This is a genomic window from Microbulbifer variabilis, assembly GCF_056232115.1.
In genome coordinates this window covers 3008235-3026333 of sequence record NZ_CP174325.1, presented here as the reverse complement: position 1 = coordinate 3026333, position 18099 = coordinate 3008235, and the positions used below count along the sequence as shown (strand labels likewise).

The window sequence follows — 18099 nt, the reverse complement described above, 5'->3', positions numbered from 1 at the left end:
GTTTCAGCTCCCCACCAGTTCCCGCTTGTGGGCAGGACTGACAGCTGACGCTAATCGCCAACGCAGCAGCTGACGCAGCTCACTCAAAGCCGCACTCTCACCGGCATAAGCCGCTCGCTCAAAAGCATCGGTAACCCGTTGTGCCAGGGTTGCCAAACGCGGCTTTTGCGCGGCGATACGCTCCGCATAATCCTGCGGCGTCTCTCCGGCATCGCGTTTTACCCCTGCGCGCGCCATGCGACGACAAAACTTGCGGTATAGCCGCTCCGCCGGTGGCAACTTGCGTCTGCGACCGCTGTACCAGATCCACGCCAATACGCCCAGCAATGCCAGTACAGTTGGTAAAGCAAACAACAGCGCCATTCGCAGTGGCGACACATCACCCAGCAAACGCTGCAAAGTATCGCGCTGCCTTTCACTATCGAAGCTCACTACCGTCTGGTACCAACGGTAGTTGATCATGTCCCATTGCAGTCGAAGTTTTACCAGTACATCAATACGGTGCAGGGGCAGCAGCGAGTCCTGCATAAACTCCTCTCCAGCTGCACTCTCCAGTCCATCGCGCACCCGCTCAGGCGCTACTGCCGCAGTGGGGTCCACCCGCTGCCAGCCACGCCCATCCAGCCAGATCTCCGCCCACGCGTGGGCATCGTACTCTCGAACCAACAGATATTGCTCACCCCTTACCCACTCACCACCCTGATAACCGGCGACAACCCGTGCAGGTACACCTGCAGCGCGCATTGCGAACACATAACTGCCAGCAAAATGCTCACAAAAGCCCTGTTTACTGCCAAACAGGAATTCATCAACACTATCAACACCCAGAGCCGGGGGCCTCAATGTATAAGTAAATTCGCGGTTGTAACGAGCTAACAGCTGCGTGGAAATTTCCTCTGCACCCAACCCCCTGCGACGCAAGTTCTCCACCCACTTACGGGTGCGCTCGTTACCCTCTACAGGCAACTGCAAATTGCGACGGCGTTCGGCGGTGCTAAGAGGGGCCTGCACACTATCGGTATCCCTCGGCCAGGAGCGCACTTCATAGGCAAAGCGACTGTAAACAGGAGTCCGTTTAACCAGCCGGTCATCCTCGGTCTCCCCCACTTCGGTGCTATCGGAAACCGGGCGCGCCAGGGCAAACAACCACGGGGTCCGGCTTGCCTCCTGAATCACTTGATAACGGTAACGTGGCCCCACCTGAGGCAGCGGCCGCTCACCACTCCTCCAGTAAACGCGCCCACCATTGCGCGGATCGACACCAAAGCCCTGACGCCAGGTGCGCCCATCAAACTCGGAATACACCAAACCGCGCCAATAGCGCTGCTCTGGCGGCGGTATGGGTCCATCGAATGAGATCCGCAGTGCCGGCTTATCGGATTTCGATAGGCGGGTAAAGTCGCCCGGAGCCATGGAATCGCTGACCCCAGTGCGCCCGGCAGATGTGTCCTGGGGTACTGACCACAAGGGCCCCAGACGCGGCATCACCACAAACAGCAGCAGCATTAGCGGCGTAGCCTGGGCCAGCAGTCGCAGGGAAAGCCCCAGGGCCCGACGCGGGCGAGCACTAAAGCTACCCATTTGAGCAGCTAGGGCTGCAGTGATCACAACAACACTGAGCAAACCGTAAAGAGCGTAGGGAATAGTCTGCTCTCGCACAAAAAGAGTGGCGGCGACGAAATAAGCCAATAACAGGCTGACAAAGGCATCACGGCGGCTCACCAGCTCCAGGTTTTTCAGGGTGAATGACACGGTCAGCAGTGCAACCATCGGCTCCAGCGCAAACCAGCGCCGGTAGGACATAGCCAACCCGGCTATTATCAGAAAAATCACCAGAAGCTTCAGAGTACGGCCAGGCAGGTCTCGACGACCTCGAAAAACTTCTAGGCGCCAATAGACAGCGAAGGCCCAAGCAAAGGGCACCCAAAGCGGCAGCTGGGTAAACTGGGGTAAAAGAGCAACAAACTGTGCAGCGAAGATCCACAGTAAGCTCTCGCGGGGCAGCAAATCCTGGGTGGTGGCCATTAACTACCCCACTTCGGAAACAGGGCCAGAGCCTGCAGCACTTCCCGCTGGTGGCTCGGCCCCAGGGAAGGCTCGATAGCGACACCGGGCAAGCGCAGCCCATAAGCAATGCCTTGTTTCTCTGCTTGCAGGCACCAGTAACACAAGTTGCTCAAACGGGTTTCCACATCGCGCCCATCGAGCAGTGCCCAATCGAGCCAGAGGCGCACATCAGTGCGGCACTCATAATCCTTGCTGTAAAGATCACGCCCCGCGGCATATTGTTTCCAGGCCACGTGCCGCAGGGAATCGCCGGGCTGATAAGCTTTAAGGGCACTGAAATCATCACCCCCATGGCGCACCTCGCCGAAATCTCCCTCTGTTTGTACGCCCCCAAAAGGAAGAGGACCAGCAGATATCGGTCGGGGGTATACCAGGAACTCCACATCTAGGTCGATACGACTCCAACAGCGAAATAAACCGAGGGGGAAGCGGCTTTCAATTCGCAGACGCGGGGCCTGTACACGGCCGCGCTCCACCACAGGCATGGAAATGCGAATATCCTCGCTAGCCTGCGCACAAAGATCCAAGTAAGCACCTTCTTCGGGAGGCCAGCACAGTCGTATCCACTCCCTTTCGCGCTTATCCTCACGGCTTATATTGATTTGCGCTTCAGCAAAGTCGCCAGCAAAAGCCGGGCTTGTGCCAAGCAACTGCAGGCGCAAGCCAGTCAAGTTGGCGAAGGTATGCACTGGCAAAACTACAAATACACTGACAAGCAGGAAAGTCAGGGCAAATACCAGGTTATTTTCGTAATTAGTACCCAGTAACCACAGCAGCATAATCACCAGAAGAAACCCTAGCCCCGCACGGGTGGGCAAGATAAAAAGACGACTGTGATTGAGGGTGATACTGCGGGAGCGCGGCGCACGGCGACTGAGCCAGCGCTGCATGGCGCCACGCAAGGGGTCTGTAAGAAAACGAGCCGGGCTGCGTAAAACACTCATTCATTCAAGCCGCGATAATATCCACTTGGCGTACCAGTCGCTCCACCAACTGATCGCCATTGCCACCCTCGCCCTGCAATCGGTGCCCCGCCACAGAGGGCAATACGGCTTGGATATCCTCAGGTAACACATGGCCGCGATTGTGAAGAAGCGCCCAGGCCTTAGCCGCTCGCAACAACGCCAGTGCACCACGGGGCGACAAACCGACCGCGCAATCCGGGCTCTGTCGTGTATGCAGTACAAGCCGTTCAAGGTAATCCAATAAACTGTCGGAAGTTTTTACCTGGCCCACTAGGCTCTGCATCTTTCTCAGGGTTGCGAGATCGATACGCGGCTTTAATTTAGCAAGCTGTTGGCGCGGATCGGTGCCCAAATACAGGGCTCGCTCGGCCTCTCTGGTCGGATAACCAAGACTGATGCGCATCAGGAAGCGGTCCAGCTGGGATTCCGGTAAAGCGAAAGTGCCAGACTGTTGCAGTGGATTCTGGGTAGCAATTACAAAAAATGGTTGTGGCAATAACCTGGTCTCGCCATCCACACTGACTTGGCACTCTTCCATCGCCTCAAGCAGCGCACTCTGGGTTTTTGGCGAAGAACGGTTGATCTCATCTGCCAAAAGAACCTGGCTAAAAACCGGGCCCTCGTGAAAATGGAACTGACCCGATTCCCTGTCAAAAATGGAAACGCCAAGTATATCCGCCGGCAACATATCACTGGTGAATTGCACCCGCTTGTAGGAAAGCCCCAACACCTGAGCCAAGGCGTGGGCCAGGGTGGTCTTACCCATGCCGGGTAAATCCTCAATCAACAGGTGCCCTTTTGACAAAATGCAGGCCAAAGCCAACTTTACCTGACGCTCTTTACCCAGCAGAACACTGCCGATATCGGAAACTATGGCGGAAACTATTTTTTGCACGGCAAATCCATTACTGCTCTGTTTTTTTCAGGCCTCGGACACGGCCTCAACCTCAATATGGGTAGCACTCACCGGCAGCTTTTTGCTGCAAATAAGCTGGCTACCCCGTATTAATCATAGGTAGAAAGGGGCACTGCCAAAAAGTGCAACCTACAGCTGGGACAAGCCCCGCATTAGGTCGCGCTTGAGATCTTCCACATTTTCAAGCCCCACAGAAATGCGAATCAGGTTTTCGGTGATACCCGCACGGGCCTTGTCTTCATCGCTCAGGCGTCCGTGGGTGGTGGTGGCCGGATGCACGATCGTGCTCTTGGCATCACCGAGATTGGCTGTACAAGACAGGATTTTGCAACTGTCGATCACCTTCCAAGCCTGTTCCCTGCCACCGCGCACAGTGAAACTCAGCACGGCGCCGAAGGCATCCTGTTGCTCCCGAGCCAACCGGTGCTGGGGGTGCTTTGGCAAACCGGTGTAGTTGACTCTCTCCACCATCTCCTGCTCATCCAACCACCAGGCCAAATCGAGTGCATTAGTACTGTGGGCCTGCATCCTCAGCTTCAGCGTCTCCAAGCCCTTAAGGAATACCCAGGCATTGAAAGGGCTCATGCTGGGGCCAGCTGTGCGCAAAAATACCACCAACTCATCCATAATTTCCTTGCGCCCAACTGCGACGCCGCCAAGGGCACGCCCCTGGCCATCAAGGAATTTTGTCGCGGAGTGCACAACGATATCAGCGCCCAGCGACAACGGACGCTGTAGTGCCGGGGTACAGAAACAGTTATCCACCACCAGCAGAGCACCGGCACTATGTGCCACTTCCGCCAGGGCGCGAATATCTGCCACCTCGCACAGGGGGTTGGAAGGAGTCTCCATGAATAACAGCTTGGTAGAGCCGTCCACCGCCTGCTTCCAGGCATCCATATCAGTGAGATCCACGTAGCTTACGCGCACACCGAACTTTTCCATATAGCGCCCAAACAGTGCGGTAGTAGTACCAAATACGCTGCGGGAACAAATTACCCGATCACCACTTTTCAGCAAAGCCATGCAAATACTGAGGATCGCGGCCATACCACTGGAAGTCGCCACAGCTGCCTCACCGCCCTCTAGCGCGGCAATACGCTCTTCAAACATACGCACAGTGGGGTTGGTATAGCGGGAATAAACGTTACCGGAACTCTCGCCGGCAAAACGTGCGGCGGCTTCCGCAGCGGAGGGGAAAACGTAACTGGAGGTAAGATAGAGGGCCTCAGAGTGCTCGCCTTCCGGCGAACGGACCTGCCCGGCACGCACGGCCAGGGTTTCCAGAGCGTAACCGTCGTCTTCAAACATATACCGCTTCCTGGTCAGTATTTTTTGGAAGCGGTCATCTTAACCGAAACGGCCGTGCATGGCGCCCTCTTCTGCCGTGAAGAGGACGCTGGTCCAGGTCAATTACAAGGCGCTGGTATTGGCCTTCTTGCGCTTGGCATCGTCATTACGTGCCACATGCTGGTTATTGAGGTACTCCTCATCCACATCGCCAGTTACATAATTTCCATCGAATACAGAGCAATCGAACTGCTCAATTTTCTGCTTGCCGCCACTGGAACTCACTACCAGGTCTTCCAGATCCTGGTAAACCAACCAATCTGCACCGATCTCCTGGCAGATCTCCTCAGTGGTGCGATCGTGGGCCACCAATTCATTGGCTGATGGCATATCAATACCGTACACATTCGGATATTTCACCGCAGGCGCTGCACTGGCGAAATACACTTTCGCAGCACCGGCATCACGGGCCATCTGGATAATCTGTTTACAGGTGGTACCGCGTACAATGGAGTCATCCACCAGCAGTACATTTTTGCCGCGGAATTCCAGCTCAATCGCGTTCAGCTTCTGGCGCACAGACTTCTTGCGCTGCTTCTGTCCCGGCATAATAAAGGTACGGCCGATATAGCGGTTTTTTACCATACCCTCGCGGAATTTAACCCCCAATCGGTGCGCCACAGTCTGGCCGGCAGTACGGGCGGAATCGGGAATTGGAATCACCACGTCGATATCGTGATCCGGACGCAGGCGCAGAATTTTATCTGCCAGGTGCTCACCCTGACGCAGACGCGCTTTGTGCACAGATACGCCGTCCATAATGGAATCCGGGCGGGCGAAATACACATGCTCGAAAATACAGGGGGTCAGGGACGGGTTTTCCGCACACTGCTCGGAATGCACGGTACCATCCAGCTCAATATACAGTGCCTCACCAGGAGCCACATCCCGCACCAGGGTATAACCCAGTACATCCAGGGCCACAGACTCAGAAGCCACCATATATTCGGTGCCCTTCTCGGTCTCGCGTTTGCCGTAAACCAGTGGGCGAATTCCATTTGGATCGCGGAAAGCGACGATACCGTAGCCAACAATCAAGGCCACACAGGCATAAGCGCCACGCACACGTTTGTGTACTGCACGCATAGCGGTAAAGATGTCTTCTGCCTTGGGCTGCAACTTGTGCTGCTTGTGCAGCTCATGGGCAAACACATTCAACAATACTTCCGAGTCGGAATCAGTGTTGATATGACGCAGGTCCTGCTGGAAGATTTCGTCCATTACCTTGCGTACATTGGTGAGGTTGCCATTGTGAGCCATGGCAATGCCGTAAGGGGAGTTCACATAGAACGGTTGCGCCAGGGCGGGGCCGGAGCCTCCCGCAGTAGGGTAGCGCACATGGCCAATACCAAAATTACCTTTCAGGCGTTCCATATGGCGCGCACGGAATACATCGCGCACCAGGCCATTGGCCCTTTGCTGGTTCAGGCGATCATCGTCACAGGTTACGATGCCTGCGGCATCCTGCCCCCTGTGTTGCAATAGAGTGAGTCCATCATAGAGCTGTAGATTGACATCACTCTTACCGACGATACCGACGATACCACACATATATTTGACCCTATTGATCGAAAAGGCGGTGCTAGCGCCCGATTAAAATAACTCTACAAAAAAGTCCTTCACGGACTTGGCCAGCTCCCGCGCACTGCCCTCAAACTCGAGGAAATGGGGAATCAATACCGACTCACTCCACCAGCTGTCCTGCTCCACCGGCACCAGCGCCGGAGCCAGAATCAAAAGTGCCATCACCACAATTGCTCCCCGCACCAAGCCAAACACCATACCCAGCACACGGTCAGTGCCGGATAAACCGGTGGCCTCAACAAAAGCGGAAAGCATCATATTCAGGACAGCCCCAGCCAGGAGAGTGCCAAAGAACAGGATGGCAAAAGCGGCAATCACCTGAAGGGAAGGAGTATCGACGAGATTTGAAAGCAGAGGCGCAAGCTGGTCGCGAAACATCATTGCGACAATAAAGGCAGCGATCCAGGTGAGCAGTGACAGGGTCTCACGCACAAAACCCCGGCTAAGGCCGAAGAGAGTGGAAATACCCACAATAGCCAGGATGGTCCAGTCAGCCCAATTCATTCAACCCTACCTGCGTGGCGGCTGCTGCCGCGAAGAGCGCGCATTCTAACTTAAGGGGCTAGGCGCGTGAAGCCGTAGGCCAACCGATTGGAATTTAATACCCAGAGAACAAGTATCCGTGGAAGATTGACGGTCCAGCTGTGAATTTCTGCCGAATAAAAGTGCATTGGAAGTCAAGGGTCACCGGTGGCAACAACGTCCACCGGGCCATTAAAAAGGGATTACAAATAGCAATTGCTGTTACGCTTTGAAGCGCAGTACCAAGGTTTGGGCTTCCAGCAGGGCGTCCAGCTTCGATTTCAGAGCCTGGGCTTCCGCTTTCTCCACGTTAGGTCCCACAAAGACCCTCACATAACGCCCCTTATCAGTTTCAACCGCCCGAGTATAAGCGCGATACCCCTCGTCCATAAGACGCATACGCAGCTGATCCGCACGGGAGGCATCACGATAAGAGGCCACTTGCACTACCCAAGCCACAGGCAGACCCTGAGTATCCACTAAGGCGGAAGACCCTTTTTGTGGGGCTGAGCGGACGGGGATATCAGGCACAGTATTATCGTCGGGTACCCCACCGACCGCTGCCGTAGTCTCTTCGGTCGCAGTTGCCGCCTTGGGATTGGAAAACTGCTCAGGTACTTCCGGCTGGAAAGCCTCTCCGGGCGCCGGGGCTGGTGCCACATTGGCAACAGGCTCAGGCTTGGCAATCTCAATAGGCCGTATATCCGGTTCCGCTGGAATCTGGCTCACCTCACTGATGTAGCCTGACGACTCCCGGTCCAGCAGACTGGGCAGGAAAATGACAGCGAGCGCAGCCAACACCAGCGCACCGACGATACGCTGCTTGAAGCCATCGTTCAGCCGTCCCCTAAGGGGAGACTTATCCTCGCAATTCTCCATTATCCTCATCTCGCATCTGCTGCAGAACTTCCGCCACAGTAAAGAAGGATCCAAATACAAGCAACCTGTCCTGTGGACCGGTGGTCGCTAACAGCTGCTGTAAACCATCGGCGACAATTGGACAGCGGGCATCCACTTTAGTTACTTCAACACCCGCACCAGCAAGGCCACTGAGCAGTGCATCCGCTCCCGCAGCACGATCATTTCCGGGCAAAAGCGCTGGGTGCCAGTGGTTCACCTGGTTGCTCAGGGGGGCAAACAGCCCAATGAGATCCTTATCCGCCATAACCGCTACCAGGGCGTGGGTCTCTCCCGATACTGGGTTCGCATCCAACCAGCGGGCCAAATGCTCAGCCGCAGCGGGGTTATGCCCGACATCCAGTAACAGATTGCGATTGTGCCATAACAGCTGCTGGCATCGGCCCGGCAAGGTTATTTTTGCCAGGGCGCTCTCTACACCCTCCTCCGGCAGAACACCCAGTAGCACCAGTGCAGTTATTGCTGCAGCAATACTCGGGCGCGGCAGACTGATCGGCGGTATTGTCAGCTGCAGTTCGCCAAACTGGTATTTCTCTTCACCTTCACTTTGAGTAACAGAGAAATCCCGTCCAATAAAATAGCTCGAATTTGCCTGTTTTTCTGCCGCAGACAACACGGATTGCGGAGGATTCTTATCTGCACAGACAAACGGGGCTCCCGGTCTCAGGACACCCGCTTTCTCCCGGCCGATCACTTCCCTATCGCTTCCCAACCAATCCTCATGATCAATGGCCACGCTGGTGATAATTGCCAAATCCGCATCCACCAGGTTAACCGCATCCAGGCGCCCCCCAAGGCCGACCTCCAATAGTGCAAACTCAACCCCAGCGCGCTGGTACAGCCAGAGCGCCGCAAGGGTCGAGAACTCAAAATAAGTCAGGCTTATTTCACCGCGAGCAGTCTCCACCGCCTCAAAAGCGCGGACCAATTCCAGATCAGATACCTCGACACCATTGATCCGCACCCGCTCATTAAAACGCAGCAAATGTGGGGAACTATAGGCACCAACGGAATGGCCGGCAGCACACAGAAGGGCTTCCATTGTCGCCACGCAGGAGCCCTTTCCATTGGTGCCTGCCACCGTAATTACCGTAGGTGCCGGCTTTTGCGCACCGAGGGTAGCGGCCACACTGGAAACCCGTTCCAGGCCAAGCTCAATTTCAGTTGGGTGCAACTGCTCAAGGCGGGAGAGCCAATCTTGCAATGAAGACATAGTTGGATAAATCACTGGTAGGAATTGGGCAGCCAGATTGTATTGTAACCGGCTGCCGATACGGGGGATGGAATATCAGTTACCGCTCAGTTTGCCCAGCAGGCGCGATACTGTGGAGCGCATATCCCTGCGCGGGATGATCATATCAATCGCCCCGTGCTCCAGCAGGAATTCACTGCGTTGGAAACCTTTGGGTAGTTTTTGGCGAATGGTCTGCTCGATAATATTGGGGCCGGCAAAACCAGCACGGGCACCGGGTTCAGCCGCATTGATATCGCCAAGCAAGGCCAGGGAAGCCGATACGCCACCGTAAACGGGGTCAGTCATGATCGAGATATAGGGCACCCCGGCCATCTTCATTTTTTCCAGCACTGCCGAGGTCTTGGCCATCTGCATCAAGGAGATCAAAGCTTCCTGCATACGAGCTCCTCCAGTAGCGGAGAAACACACCAGGGGGATGCGCTGTTCCAGGGCGCGCTGGGCTGCACGGGTGAAGCGCTCACCCACAACATAACCCATGGAACCGCCGTGGAAAGCAAACTCAAATGCCACCGCCACCAGGGGCTCACCCCTCAAAGTGCCTTGCATGGCAATAAGGGCATCTTTTTCACCGGTGGATTTTTGCGCCTGCAGCAAGCGGTCTTTATATTTTTTTACATCCTTGAACTTGAGGCGATCGACCGGTAATACATCGGTGGCCAGCTCTTCACGCCCCTCTTCATCCAGAAAAATATCCAGCCGTCGACGTGCACCAATCCTAATATGGTGGTCGCACTTAGGGCACACATCCAGGTTGCGCTCCAGCTCCGGGCGGTAAAGCATGGCGTCGCACTTGACGCACTTCTTCCAGACGCCTTCCGGAACCTTGCTGCTACCTGCGCGGCGCTCGGTGCGAATCACCGCGGGAACTATTTTTTCTAACCAGCTCATCTCGTTTCCAAATCCGGATACTTTCAATAGGCCGGCTCATTTTACCGACCAGTGAGTTTCAGGCTACGAATTAAAACACTAAGCAGAATTACAAACCCGGCCAGATCAGCCGCTATTTTTGGCTTTCTGGCCAGCCCTGTAACGGGACACCAAGCTAGATTAGCGGTCGAGAGCCTCGCGCATCTCACTGACAATTGCGCCAACCCTCTCCTTTGCTGCCACCAGATCTGCCGCCTCATTCACCGCCGTCACCAGGACACTCCCCACTACAGCGCCATCTCCGTGGGCACTTACTGAGCGTGCCGAGGCCCCGTCTTTAATACCGAAGCCTACACATAGTGGCAGGTCGGTGAAGCGACGGATATGCTCGAGGTTGTCGCGCACTGAATCCAGATCCAGATGGCCTGCACCTGTTACCCCCTTCAGGGATACATAGTAAACAAAGCCACTCGCCAGGCCGGTAATCTCGCGAATACGCTCCTCAGTAGTGGTGGGGGTCAGCAGGAAGATATTGCGCAAGTTGCGCTCTGCCAACAAGCTATTGAGTGGACCTGCCTCTTCCGCAGGCAGATCCACTGTAAGCGCCCCATCAACACCGGCATCAAGCGCTGCATCGGCAAACTCCCGCTCCCCCATACGCTGGATCGGGTTGGCATAGCCCATCAGGATTACTGGCGTTTCCTCATCGACCTGACGGAATTCACGCACCGTGGCCAGGCACTTGCGCAGGGAGGCACCACTGGCCAACGCGCGCTCATGTCCCTTCTGGATTACCGGACCCTCAGCCATAGGATCTGAAAAAGGCACCCCCAATTCAATCATGTCGGCACCGCTGGCTACCAACTGGTGCATTAGCGGTACCGTATTCTCCAGGCCACCATCACCGGCGACAATATAAGTTACCAGGGCTTTACGACCCTCGCCGCGCAATCTGGAAAAGCGGCGGTCAATTCTGTTTTGTTCTGTCACTGTGTATTCCCTGAGCTACTCCTGGCTATCACCAGCTCACTTGGTCTGTATTCTCTGCCACCTGCCCGCCTCAACAAGCCGGCGCCAATCAGTTAAACCTCAATGCCATCAATAGCGGCAACGGTAAAAATATCCTTGTCCCCACGACCAGAAAGGTTCACAACAATATTCTGTTCCGGCTGCATGCTGGCAGCCAATTTCATCGCGTATGCAACAGCGTGGCTGGACTCCAGGGCCGGCAGAATACCTTCGGTTCGGGTAAGGCGACGGAAGGCATCGAGCGCCTCTTTGTCATCAGCAGTGACGTACTCTACGCGGCCAATATCTTTAAGCCAGGCGTGTTCGGGTCCAACACCCGGGTAATCGAGGCCTGCAGAAACAGAGTGAGTCTCGATAATCTGGCCATCCTCATCTTCCATCAAGTACGTGCGGTTGCCGTGTAGGACACCGGGGATACCATCGTTGAGCGGCGCCGCATGCTTACCGGAAGCCAGGCCCTCACCACCGGCCTCCACACCAAACATCTTCACATCGGCATCATTCAGGAAGGGGTGGAACAGGCCTATGGCATTGGAGCCCCCACCCACACAGGCCACCAGTGCGTCGGGCAGCTGGCCAAAATGCTCGAGGCTCTGGCGACGCGCTTCACGCCCAATAATGGAATTGAAGTCCCGAACCAATTGCGGATACGGATGGGGGCCGGCAACAGTTCCAATAATGTAGAAAGTGTTATCGACATTAGTAACCCAATCACGCATCGCTTCATTCATGGCGTCTTTGAGGGTTTTAGAGCCGGATTCCACCGGTACTACTTCAGCACCCAGGAGTTTCATACGGTAAACATTGGGAGACTGACGTTTAACATCTTCCGCCCCCATATAAACCGTGCACTGTAATCCCAGACGTGCGGCCACTGTTGCAGAAGCTACACCGTGCTGACCCGCACCGGTTTCTGCAATAACCCGGGTTTTTCCGCTGTGCTTGGCCAATAGTGCCTGGCCTACGGTATTGTTTACCTTGTGAGCCCCGGTGTGGTTGAGATCCTCGCGCTTAAGCCAGATACGCGCTCCACCGGCCTGCTCTGTCAGGCGCTCAGCTAGATACAGAGGCGATGGCCGTCCGACATAGTGCGCAAGATCGTAGTCAAAAGCAGCGACAAACTCCGGATCATCTTTCAAGCGGCTGTACATCGCCTGCAGTTCATCCAATGCGCTGATCAGTGTCTCCGATACAAAGCGACCGCCGTACGGACCAAAATGCCCGCTGGCATCCGGAAAGGTGGAAAAATCAATAGCACCTGGCTTAGTCACACTCATACTCCGTCGATCACAAAAATTTCTTCTGTCTATTTACCTACTGATTAAAGCGCTACTCCTAACCACTTTAAACATTACCGGTCATTACTGTTGTAGATACTCCGCTCTACTTTTATTTACCGGCCAACACCGGTGGGCGACACCTCAATGTGCCACCTATTTTTACTCTGCGGTACCGAGCTGACTACCCTTCGCCGCACGAATAAAGGCAGCTACTTTTTGCGGGTTTTTTTTACCCGGTGACTGTTCCACACCTCCGCTGACATCCACGCCTTGCGGGTGCGCAGCTTTGATGGCACTGGCGACATTATCCGGGTTCAACCCCCCGGCCAGAACAATGGGTCTGGAGCTACTTTGAGGCACCCGATCCCAGTCAAAGGTCTCTCCAGTACCACCGGGAACCCCTGGGCGATAGGCGTCCAGTAGGAAACCACGCGACTTAGGGTGTTCCTCCATTGCAGCAATGGTATCCAACCCCTCTTTCATTCGGAGGGCCTTTATATAGGGCCGGCGGAACTGTTCACAGTAACGGGCTCCCTCCTCACCATGGAACTGCAGGAGGTTAAGAGGCACGAGCTCCAGTGCCTGATCCACCTCACCCTGTGCAGCATTCACAAAGAGCCCTGTTAAGGTAACAAAGGGAGGAACTACAGCGGCGATAGCGGCAGCAGCCTTGGGATCGATATAGCGGGGGCTCGCCTTGTAGAACACCAGTCCCAGCGCATCAGCGCCAGCATCAACAGCCATAAGGGCATCTTCAGCACGGGTGATGCCACAAATCTTCACTTGCATTGCTAAACCTGAAGCCAGCCGACCGACCAGCAAAAACGAGGGAATTCCCGATACTAGCAGATTGGTGCAAGGTGTGAAACGCGTGCCACCCTAACCTATAAGCCCATTCTGACTACTACTCAACTATTCCAGTCATACAACCGGTAACTCTCCCAGAGACAAAGGCACCAGAAGTGGCCCAGGCTCACACTGGGGTAGTTGGAACTCCCGCGGGTATTGCACATCCACCAAATAAAGGCCAAATGGCGGTGCTGTAACCCCTCCTGCCGAGCGGTCGCGCTGGTCCAGCACCTCTTTTACCCATATCGGTGCCCGCTCTCCGCGCCCCACAGCCATTAGTACCCCAGTTATATTGCGCACCATATGATGCAGGAAGGCATTGGCACTTACTTCCAGAACGATCAGCTGCCCTACACGAGCAACGTCCAGGCGGGTAATTTCTCTAACCGGGCTCTTGGCTTGGCACTGGGAGGCCCGAAAGCTGGTAAAATCATGGCGGCCAATCAGGTAGTTTGCCCCCTCGCGCATAGCACCGAGATCCAGGGAGTGCTGGGTCCAGGTAACTTCCGCTGCGCTGTGGGCAGAACGAGTCGGCGCGCTGTGGATCAAATAGCGGTAACTGCGCGCATGGGCGGAGAAACGTGCATGGAATTGCGGGAGCATTTTGCGACACCAGCGCACACGCACAGAGTCTGGCAGCTTGGTATTCACTCCCTGTATCCAGGCCCGTTCTGGGCGCTGGGCGTGAGTATCAAAGTGAATAACCTGATTGGTGGCGTGAACGCCCGCGTCAGTACGCCCAGCACAGACCAGCGTTATGGGCTCTGCAGCGATAATGGACAAAGCCCGCTCAAGGTGAGCCTGCACTGTCTCCGCAGCTGATTTTTGCTTCTGAAAACCGTGCAATCGCGCACCGCAATACTCAACCCCCAGAGCGAATCTACGCAGCCCATCCGGCAACCGCTCACCCGCTGGAACCTCGCCATTGGTTTTATAAATGTACTCGCGTTCTCTGGCCTGCATCATATTGAAAAACCACTCTTTGCCCCTCCCGATATCAGAGCGACAGCAACATCAATCAGATTAATGCCCCTAACGGACAGGAAAATAATGCTCCAGCCCAATAAAAAAACCTCGCAGCCTGTGCGAGGTTTCCTAAGGCGAAATACCAAGAAAATTTACACCATACGCTCCAGCATTTCCTCAGCGCGATTCCTATGCTCACCGCCTCCATCCTGGGCCACTTCCTTGAGGATATCCTTGGCGCCCTCTTTATCCCCCATATCCAGGTAAGCCTGGGCCAATTCCAGCTTGGTACCCATCTCGTCGCCGCCTTCGAGCAGGCTCAATTCCGAGTTGAGGTCACTTTCCAGGTTGAAATCCAAGTCGGCAAACTCAGACTCTCCTCCAGATTGCTCTTTTTCAGCCATAGCCTCAAGCTGCCCAGGCTCATCGGCTATAGCCCCCTCGCCAAGATCCGCGCCAGTCTCAAGAGTAAGGTCGCCATCAGTAGACTCATCAATCAGGGCAAGCTCATCCTCTAGAGAGAACTCCTCCTCAATAGACTCCTCGCCCAGAGACAACTCCTCACCGGTTGCTTCCAACGAGGCCATATCCAGCTCAAGATCCGTCTCCAGAGACAAATCACCACTATTATCTAGTTCAGCCGATTCACTGGAAACCGCTTCAGCCTCCACTGCCAATTCATCAGGAGAGGAAAGATCCGCGGCAATATCATCGAGATCGATATTGTCGAGATCCAACTCGGAATCGAGCTCTCCACCAATCATTTCAAGCTCACCCTCAGAGAACTCCTCCAGGGACAAATCGGCTTCACCTGCGGGGCTCTGCAAGTCTGCGAGATCCATATCGATAGCATCAAGATCCAGGTCCTGATCCAATTCAGCAGCTGGCTCTTCAGCCTGAGGCTCCTCAATAATCGATTTTACCTCATCCTCACCATCCATCATGGAGAGGTCCAGCTCGAAGTCCAAGCCACCGATAGACCCGCCGGCCTTGGCTTCAGAGGCCTCGGCAGCCGCACTTTCAATGGCTGGCTCCGCACTGTCATTTTCAAGCTCCAGGGAGTCAAGGTCCAACTCAGCGCTATCGAAGGCATCTATCGCTAACTCATCCCCAGAGGCCTCCTTCACTGTTGGCTCACCAAGGTCACCAGCTTTTGAATTGAGATCGCCGAGGTCCAGCTCACCCAGATCCAGATCATCGAGGCTTAGATCATTATCTGCCTGCAATGGGGTTTCGCTATCAGCCAACTGCGCATCATTTTCCAGTGCGCCATTGAGATCAAGGTCATCCAGGTTGAATTCGCTTTCCAGGTCCGAAGCTTGGTCAGTACCAGAAACCGACTCATCAAAAGAGGTGTCCAGGTCGAGATCCAGGGACAACTCCTGTTCGGAATCGGCGCCGACAGGCTTTTCATCGCCCAGGGACAGATCCATGGTCAGATCATCGAGAAGCGACGTGTCACTGCTGAAATCATCAGCGGGGAGGGTTGACGGTTCAGCACTGGAAAAATCCTGGTCCAGGGCTGCACCGATATCATCCAACTGCGCCGCTTCCAGGGATTCACTGGAAAAATCCATTGACGGTGTTTCAAAATCCGGCGCCCCGGCAATGGTTTCGCGCAAACGCGCTGCGCGGTCAGCCACAGGGCCATCGCTAATACTGAGCAACTGCAGATAGTGCTCGTCAAATTTCTCTACATCCTGATGATGGGCATACACCTCCATCAGCATCAGGCGCGCATCCACCACTTGTGGGTCTTTTTCCAGGCCCTGTAACAGCTTGGCCTCAGCCTCTTCATACTGTCCCAGCGACAAATGAATTTCCGCCTCGGAAATAGGGTCATCGGTTCCCACATCCCCAAGATCGCCAAGGTCAAAAGTATCATCCGCCTCCATGCTTTCAACAGCGGCCAGGGTTTCATCCGGTTCCGCGTTTTCCATCGGAATCTCTATTGGCGCCCGCTCGGCAGCCATTTCCTGCTCCAGCTGCTGCTCGGCCTCTTGCTCAGCTTTACGGCGGCGCCAAGTAAAGAAGCCAAAAATACCGACCAGCAAGCCGGCAGCCCCAATACCGATGAACTGCATATTATCACCGAGCCTCTCCATGAGAGTGGGCTCTGACTTGGTCTGGACCGAAACTACGCGATTGCGCGCTTCCGGCTCTACAGCAGCCGTTTCCACCTCAGGCTGCTCGGCTGTATCGAGAGATTCACCTTCACTCGCGGCAAGCATCTCTTCCTGCACGGTATCGATTTCTGCAGAGTCAATTTCACTGGGATCAAGCAGAGGATCAGACTGCTCTGCAGCTGCCTGTACCGCGCGCATCTCTTCATTGGAGACATCGACCAGAGCCTCCATGGTGTCAATCTGTTCATCGAGCTCTGCGATGCGCTCGCGCAGCTCGGTGTTTTCCAGCTGCGATTTATCCAGTTCTTCCTCTGCCACTGTCAGGTCGCCATCCAGCGCTTCGCTGTCTTCTGCTCCACTGCCAGAGCCGGAAGTAACGGATTCGTTATCACCTGGAGCGGCCAAGCTTACCCGCCCTTCAACAACATCATTGGCTACGGTCTCTTCGACCACAGGGCGGGCATCCAGGGGCGCAGCTGCAGCAATGTCTTCCGCACCTGTACGCTGGCGCCAGGAATCATTTTGCTGGGCAACCTCGGAGATCGCCTCGGTAAGGCTTAGGCTGCGCAGGTCATCAGCATTGGGCAAGCGCAGAACAGCGCCCTTTTTCAGCAGGTTGATATTGTCATTAATAAAGGCTTCAGGGTTCAGGCGCTGGATCGCCAGCATGGTCTGCTGCACTGAAAACTCGCGGCCAACGCGATTTTCCAAGGCGATCTCCCACAGAGTATCGGCGGAGGAAACCGGGCCATAAACCTGGCTGTTGCTGCCCGCGTCTTCCACAGAAGAAGCGCGTTGCGGCTGGCGCCGAACCGGCTCAGACTGCTGCGCCGTCGCAGGTTCACCAACCAGCTCACTGTCCGGCTCAACCGTCGGCTGTTGAGCTGGCTGGAGGGGACGTTGAGCGGGACGCTGTACCGGAGTATCCCGACGGACTTGTTGGCGTTCACGTTCAGCAGCACGCACCGGTTGCTGGGCTGTGTTCGGCGAAAATGCCGGCAGATCCATCAACAGGGTATACTCGCGCAGCAGGCGGCCGCTGGGCCAGCGAGTCTCCACCAGGAAATTCAAGAAAGGCTCACGGATAGGCTCGCGGCTTGTTATGCGAATAACCGGCTTGGCACCCGAATAATCCACATCAAAGCGCAGTGAAGTGAGTAAATAGGCGCGCTCCACCCCGGCACGATTGAATTCATCCGGCCCCGCGAGGCGTACTTTAATCTCTGTGTCGTTCAGACCGCGCGTTTGCAGCAGTCCGATCTCCGCATTAAGTGGCTGATTAAGGGTGGAGTTGAGTTTGATCTCACCCAATCCGAGCGCTAGAGCCGCGTTGCTTCCCAGTGCACCGACTAGACCAACTGCAAGTGCCAGCTTACGCACACGCATATCCGATTCCCTTTATTGT

Annotated in this window: 14 protein-coding genes; all 14 read right to left on the bottom strand. The window is 55.3% G+C overall.

What is annotated here, in order from left to right; translation table 11 throughout:
• Nucleotides 1–3: 3 nt before the first annotated feature.
• The 14 genes from ACJJI7_RS13405 to ACJJI7_RS13340 all read right to left on the bottom strand — a co-directional run bounded on the left by ACJJI7_RS13405 (nt 4) and on the right by ACJJI7_RS13340 (nt 18080).
• The gene (locus tag ACJJI7_RS13405; RefSeq protein ID WP_020411775.1) at nt 4–2025 is read right to left on the bottom strand and encodes a transglutaminase TgpA family protein; all 2022 of its coding nucleotides are present in this window, start codon (nt 2023–2025) and stop codon (nt 4–6) included.
• On the bottom strand, nt 2025–3011 hold the full coding sequence (locus tag ACJJI7_RS13400) for a DUF58 domain-containing protein (protein ID WP_282951218.1): 987 nt from the start codon (nt 3009–3011) through the stop codon (nt 2025–2027). The genes ACJJI7_RS13405 and ACJJI7_RS13400 overlap by 1 nt, the downstream gene beginning before the upstream one ends.
• A gap of 4 nt (nt 3012–3015) precedes the next feature.
• Complete coding sequence (locus ACJJI7_RS13395) at nt 3016–3927, bottom strand: AAA family ATPase (protein WP_444901946.1); 912 nt, start codon at nt 3925–3927, stop codon at nt 3016–3018.
• 150 nt (nt 3928–4077) lie between these two features.
• Nucleotides 4078–5259: an O-succinylhomoserine sulfhydrylase gene (locus ACJJI7_RS13390; RefSeq protein ID WP_444901947.1), complete on the bottom strand. Its 1182-nt coding sequence runs from the start codon at nt 5257–5259 to the stop codon at nt 4078–4080.
• A 102-nt stretch (nt 5260–5361) separates the two neighbouring features.
• Nucleotides 5362–6849, bottom strand: a complete 1488-nt coding sequence (gene purF, locus ACJJI7_RS13385) for an amidophosphoribosyltransferase (protein WP_020411770.1) — start codon at nt 6847–6849, stop codon at nt 5362–5364.
• Between the two features lie 42 nt (nt 6850–6891).
• Complete coding sequence (locus tag ACJJI7_RS13380) at nt 6892–7386, bottom strand: CvpA family protein (RefSeq protein ID WP_020411769.1); 495 nt, start codon at nt 7384–7386, stop codon at nt 6892–6894.
• 240 nt (nt 7387–7626) lie between these two features.
• Complete coding sequence (locus ACJJI7_RS13375; RefSeq protein WP_353374980.1) at nt 7627–8283, bottom strand: SPOR domain-containing protein; 657 nt, start codon at nt 8281–8283, stop codon at nt 7627–7629.
• Nucleotides 8264–9535: a bifunctional tetrahydrofolate synthase/dihydrofolate synthase gene (folC, locus tag ACJJI7_RS13370; RefSeq protein WP_444901948.1), complete on the bottom strand. Its 1272-nt coding sequence runs from the start codon at nt 9533–9535 to the stop codon at nt 8264–8266. The genes ACJJI7_RS13375 and folC overlap by 20 nt, the downstream gene beginning before the upstream one ends.
• 75 nt (nt 9536–9610) lie before the next feature.
• Complete coding sequence (accD, locus tag ACJJI7_RS13365) at nt 9611–10465, bottom strand: acetyl-CoA carboxylase, carboxyltransferase subunit beta (protein WP_020411766.1); 855 nt, start codon at nt 10463–10465, stop codon at nt 9611–9613.
• Nucleotides 10466–10624: 159 nt separating this feature from the next.
• The gene (trpA, locus tag ACJJI7_RS13360) at nt 10625–11434 is read right to left on the bottom strand and encodes a tryptophan synthase subunit alpha (protein WP_020411765.1); all 810 of its coding nucleotides are present in this window, start codon (nt 11432–11434) and stop codon (nt 10625–10627) included.
• A 92-nt stretch (nt 11435–11526) separates the two neighbouring features.
• The gene (gene trpB, locus ACJJI7_RS13355; protein ID WP_282951223.1) at nt 11527–12750 is read right to left on the bottom strand and encodes a tryptophan synthase subunit beta; all 1224 of its coding nucleotides are present in this window, start codon (nt 12748–12750) and stop codon (nt 11527–11529) included.
• Nucleotides 12751–12912: 162 nt separating this feature from the next.
• The gene (locus ACJJI7_RS13350; RefSeq protein WP_040628161.1) at nt 12913–13542 is read right to left on the bottom strand and encodes a phosphoribosylanthranilate isomerase; all 630 of its coding nucleotides are present in this window, start codon (nt 13540–13542) and stop codon (nt 12913–12915) included.
• A gap of 132 nt (nt 13543–13674) precedes the next feature.
• Entirely contained in the window at nt 13675–14568 is an 894-nt protein-coding gene (gene truA / locus ACJJI7_RS13345; protein ID WP_020411762.1) for a tRNA pseudouridine(38-40) synthase TruA, read from the bottom strand.
• Between the two features lie 152 nt (nt 14569–14720).
• The gene (locus ACJJI7_RS13340) at nt 14721–18080 is read right to left on the bottom strand and encodes a motility hub landmark protein FimV (protein ID WP_444901949.1); all 3360 of its coding nucleotides are present in this window, start codon (nt 18078–18080) and stop codon (nt 14721–14723) included.
• Nucleotides 18081–18099 lie beyond the last annotated feature (19 nt).

Bases quoted from the DNA above. Each gene is read 5' to 3' on its own strand.
- ACJJI7_RS13405 (WP_020411775.1), bottom strand. From the start codon at position 2,025: ATGGCCACCACCCAGGATTTGCTGCCCCGCGAGAGCTTACTGTGGATC.
- ACJJI7_RS13400 (WP_282951218.1), bottom strand. From the start codon at position 3,011: ATGAGTGTTTTACGCAGCCCGGCTCGTTTTCTTACAGACCCCTTGCGT.
- ACJJI7_RS13390 (WP_444901947.1), bottom strand. From the start codon at position 5,259: ATGTTTGAAGACGACGGTTACGCTCTGGAAACCCTGGCCGTGCGTGCC.
- purF (WP_020411770.1), bottom strand. From the start codon at position 6,849: ATGTGTGGTATCGTCGGTATCGTCGGTAAGAGTGATGTCAATCTACAG.
- ACJJI7_RS13380 (WP_020411769.1), bottom strand. From the start codon at position 7,386: ATGAATTGGGCTGACTGGACCATCCTGGCTATTGTGGGTATTTCCACT.
- ACJJI7_RS13375 (WP_353374980.1), bottom strand. From the start codon at position 8,283: ATGGAGAATTGCGAGGATAAGTCTCCCCTTAGGGGACGGCTGAACGAT.
- folC (WP_444901948.1), bottom strand. From the start codon at position 9,535: ATGTCTTCATTGCAAGATTGGCTCTCCCGCCTTGAGCAGTTGCACCCA.
- accD (WP_020411766.1), bottom strand. From the start codon at position 10,465: ATGAGCTGGTTAGAAAAAATAGTTCCCGCGGTGATTCGCACCGAGCGC.
- trpB (WP_282951223.1), bottom strand. From the start codon at position 12,750: ATGAGTGTGACTAAGCCAGGTGCTATTGATTTTTCCACCTTTCCGGAT.
- ACJJI7_RS13350 (WP_040628161.1), bottom strand. From the start codon at position 13,542: ATGCAAGTGAAGATTTGTGGCATCACCCGTGCTGAAGATGCCCTTATG.
- truA (WP_020411762.1), bottom strand. From the start codon at position 14,568: ATGATGCAGGCCAGAGAACGCGAGTACATTTATAAAACCAATGGCGAG.
- ACJJI7_RS13340 (WP_444901949.1), bottom strand. From the start codon at position 18,080: ATGCGTGTGCGTAAGCTGGCACTTGCAGTTGGTCTAGTCGGTGCACTG.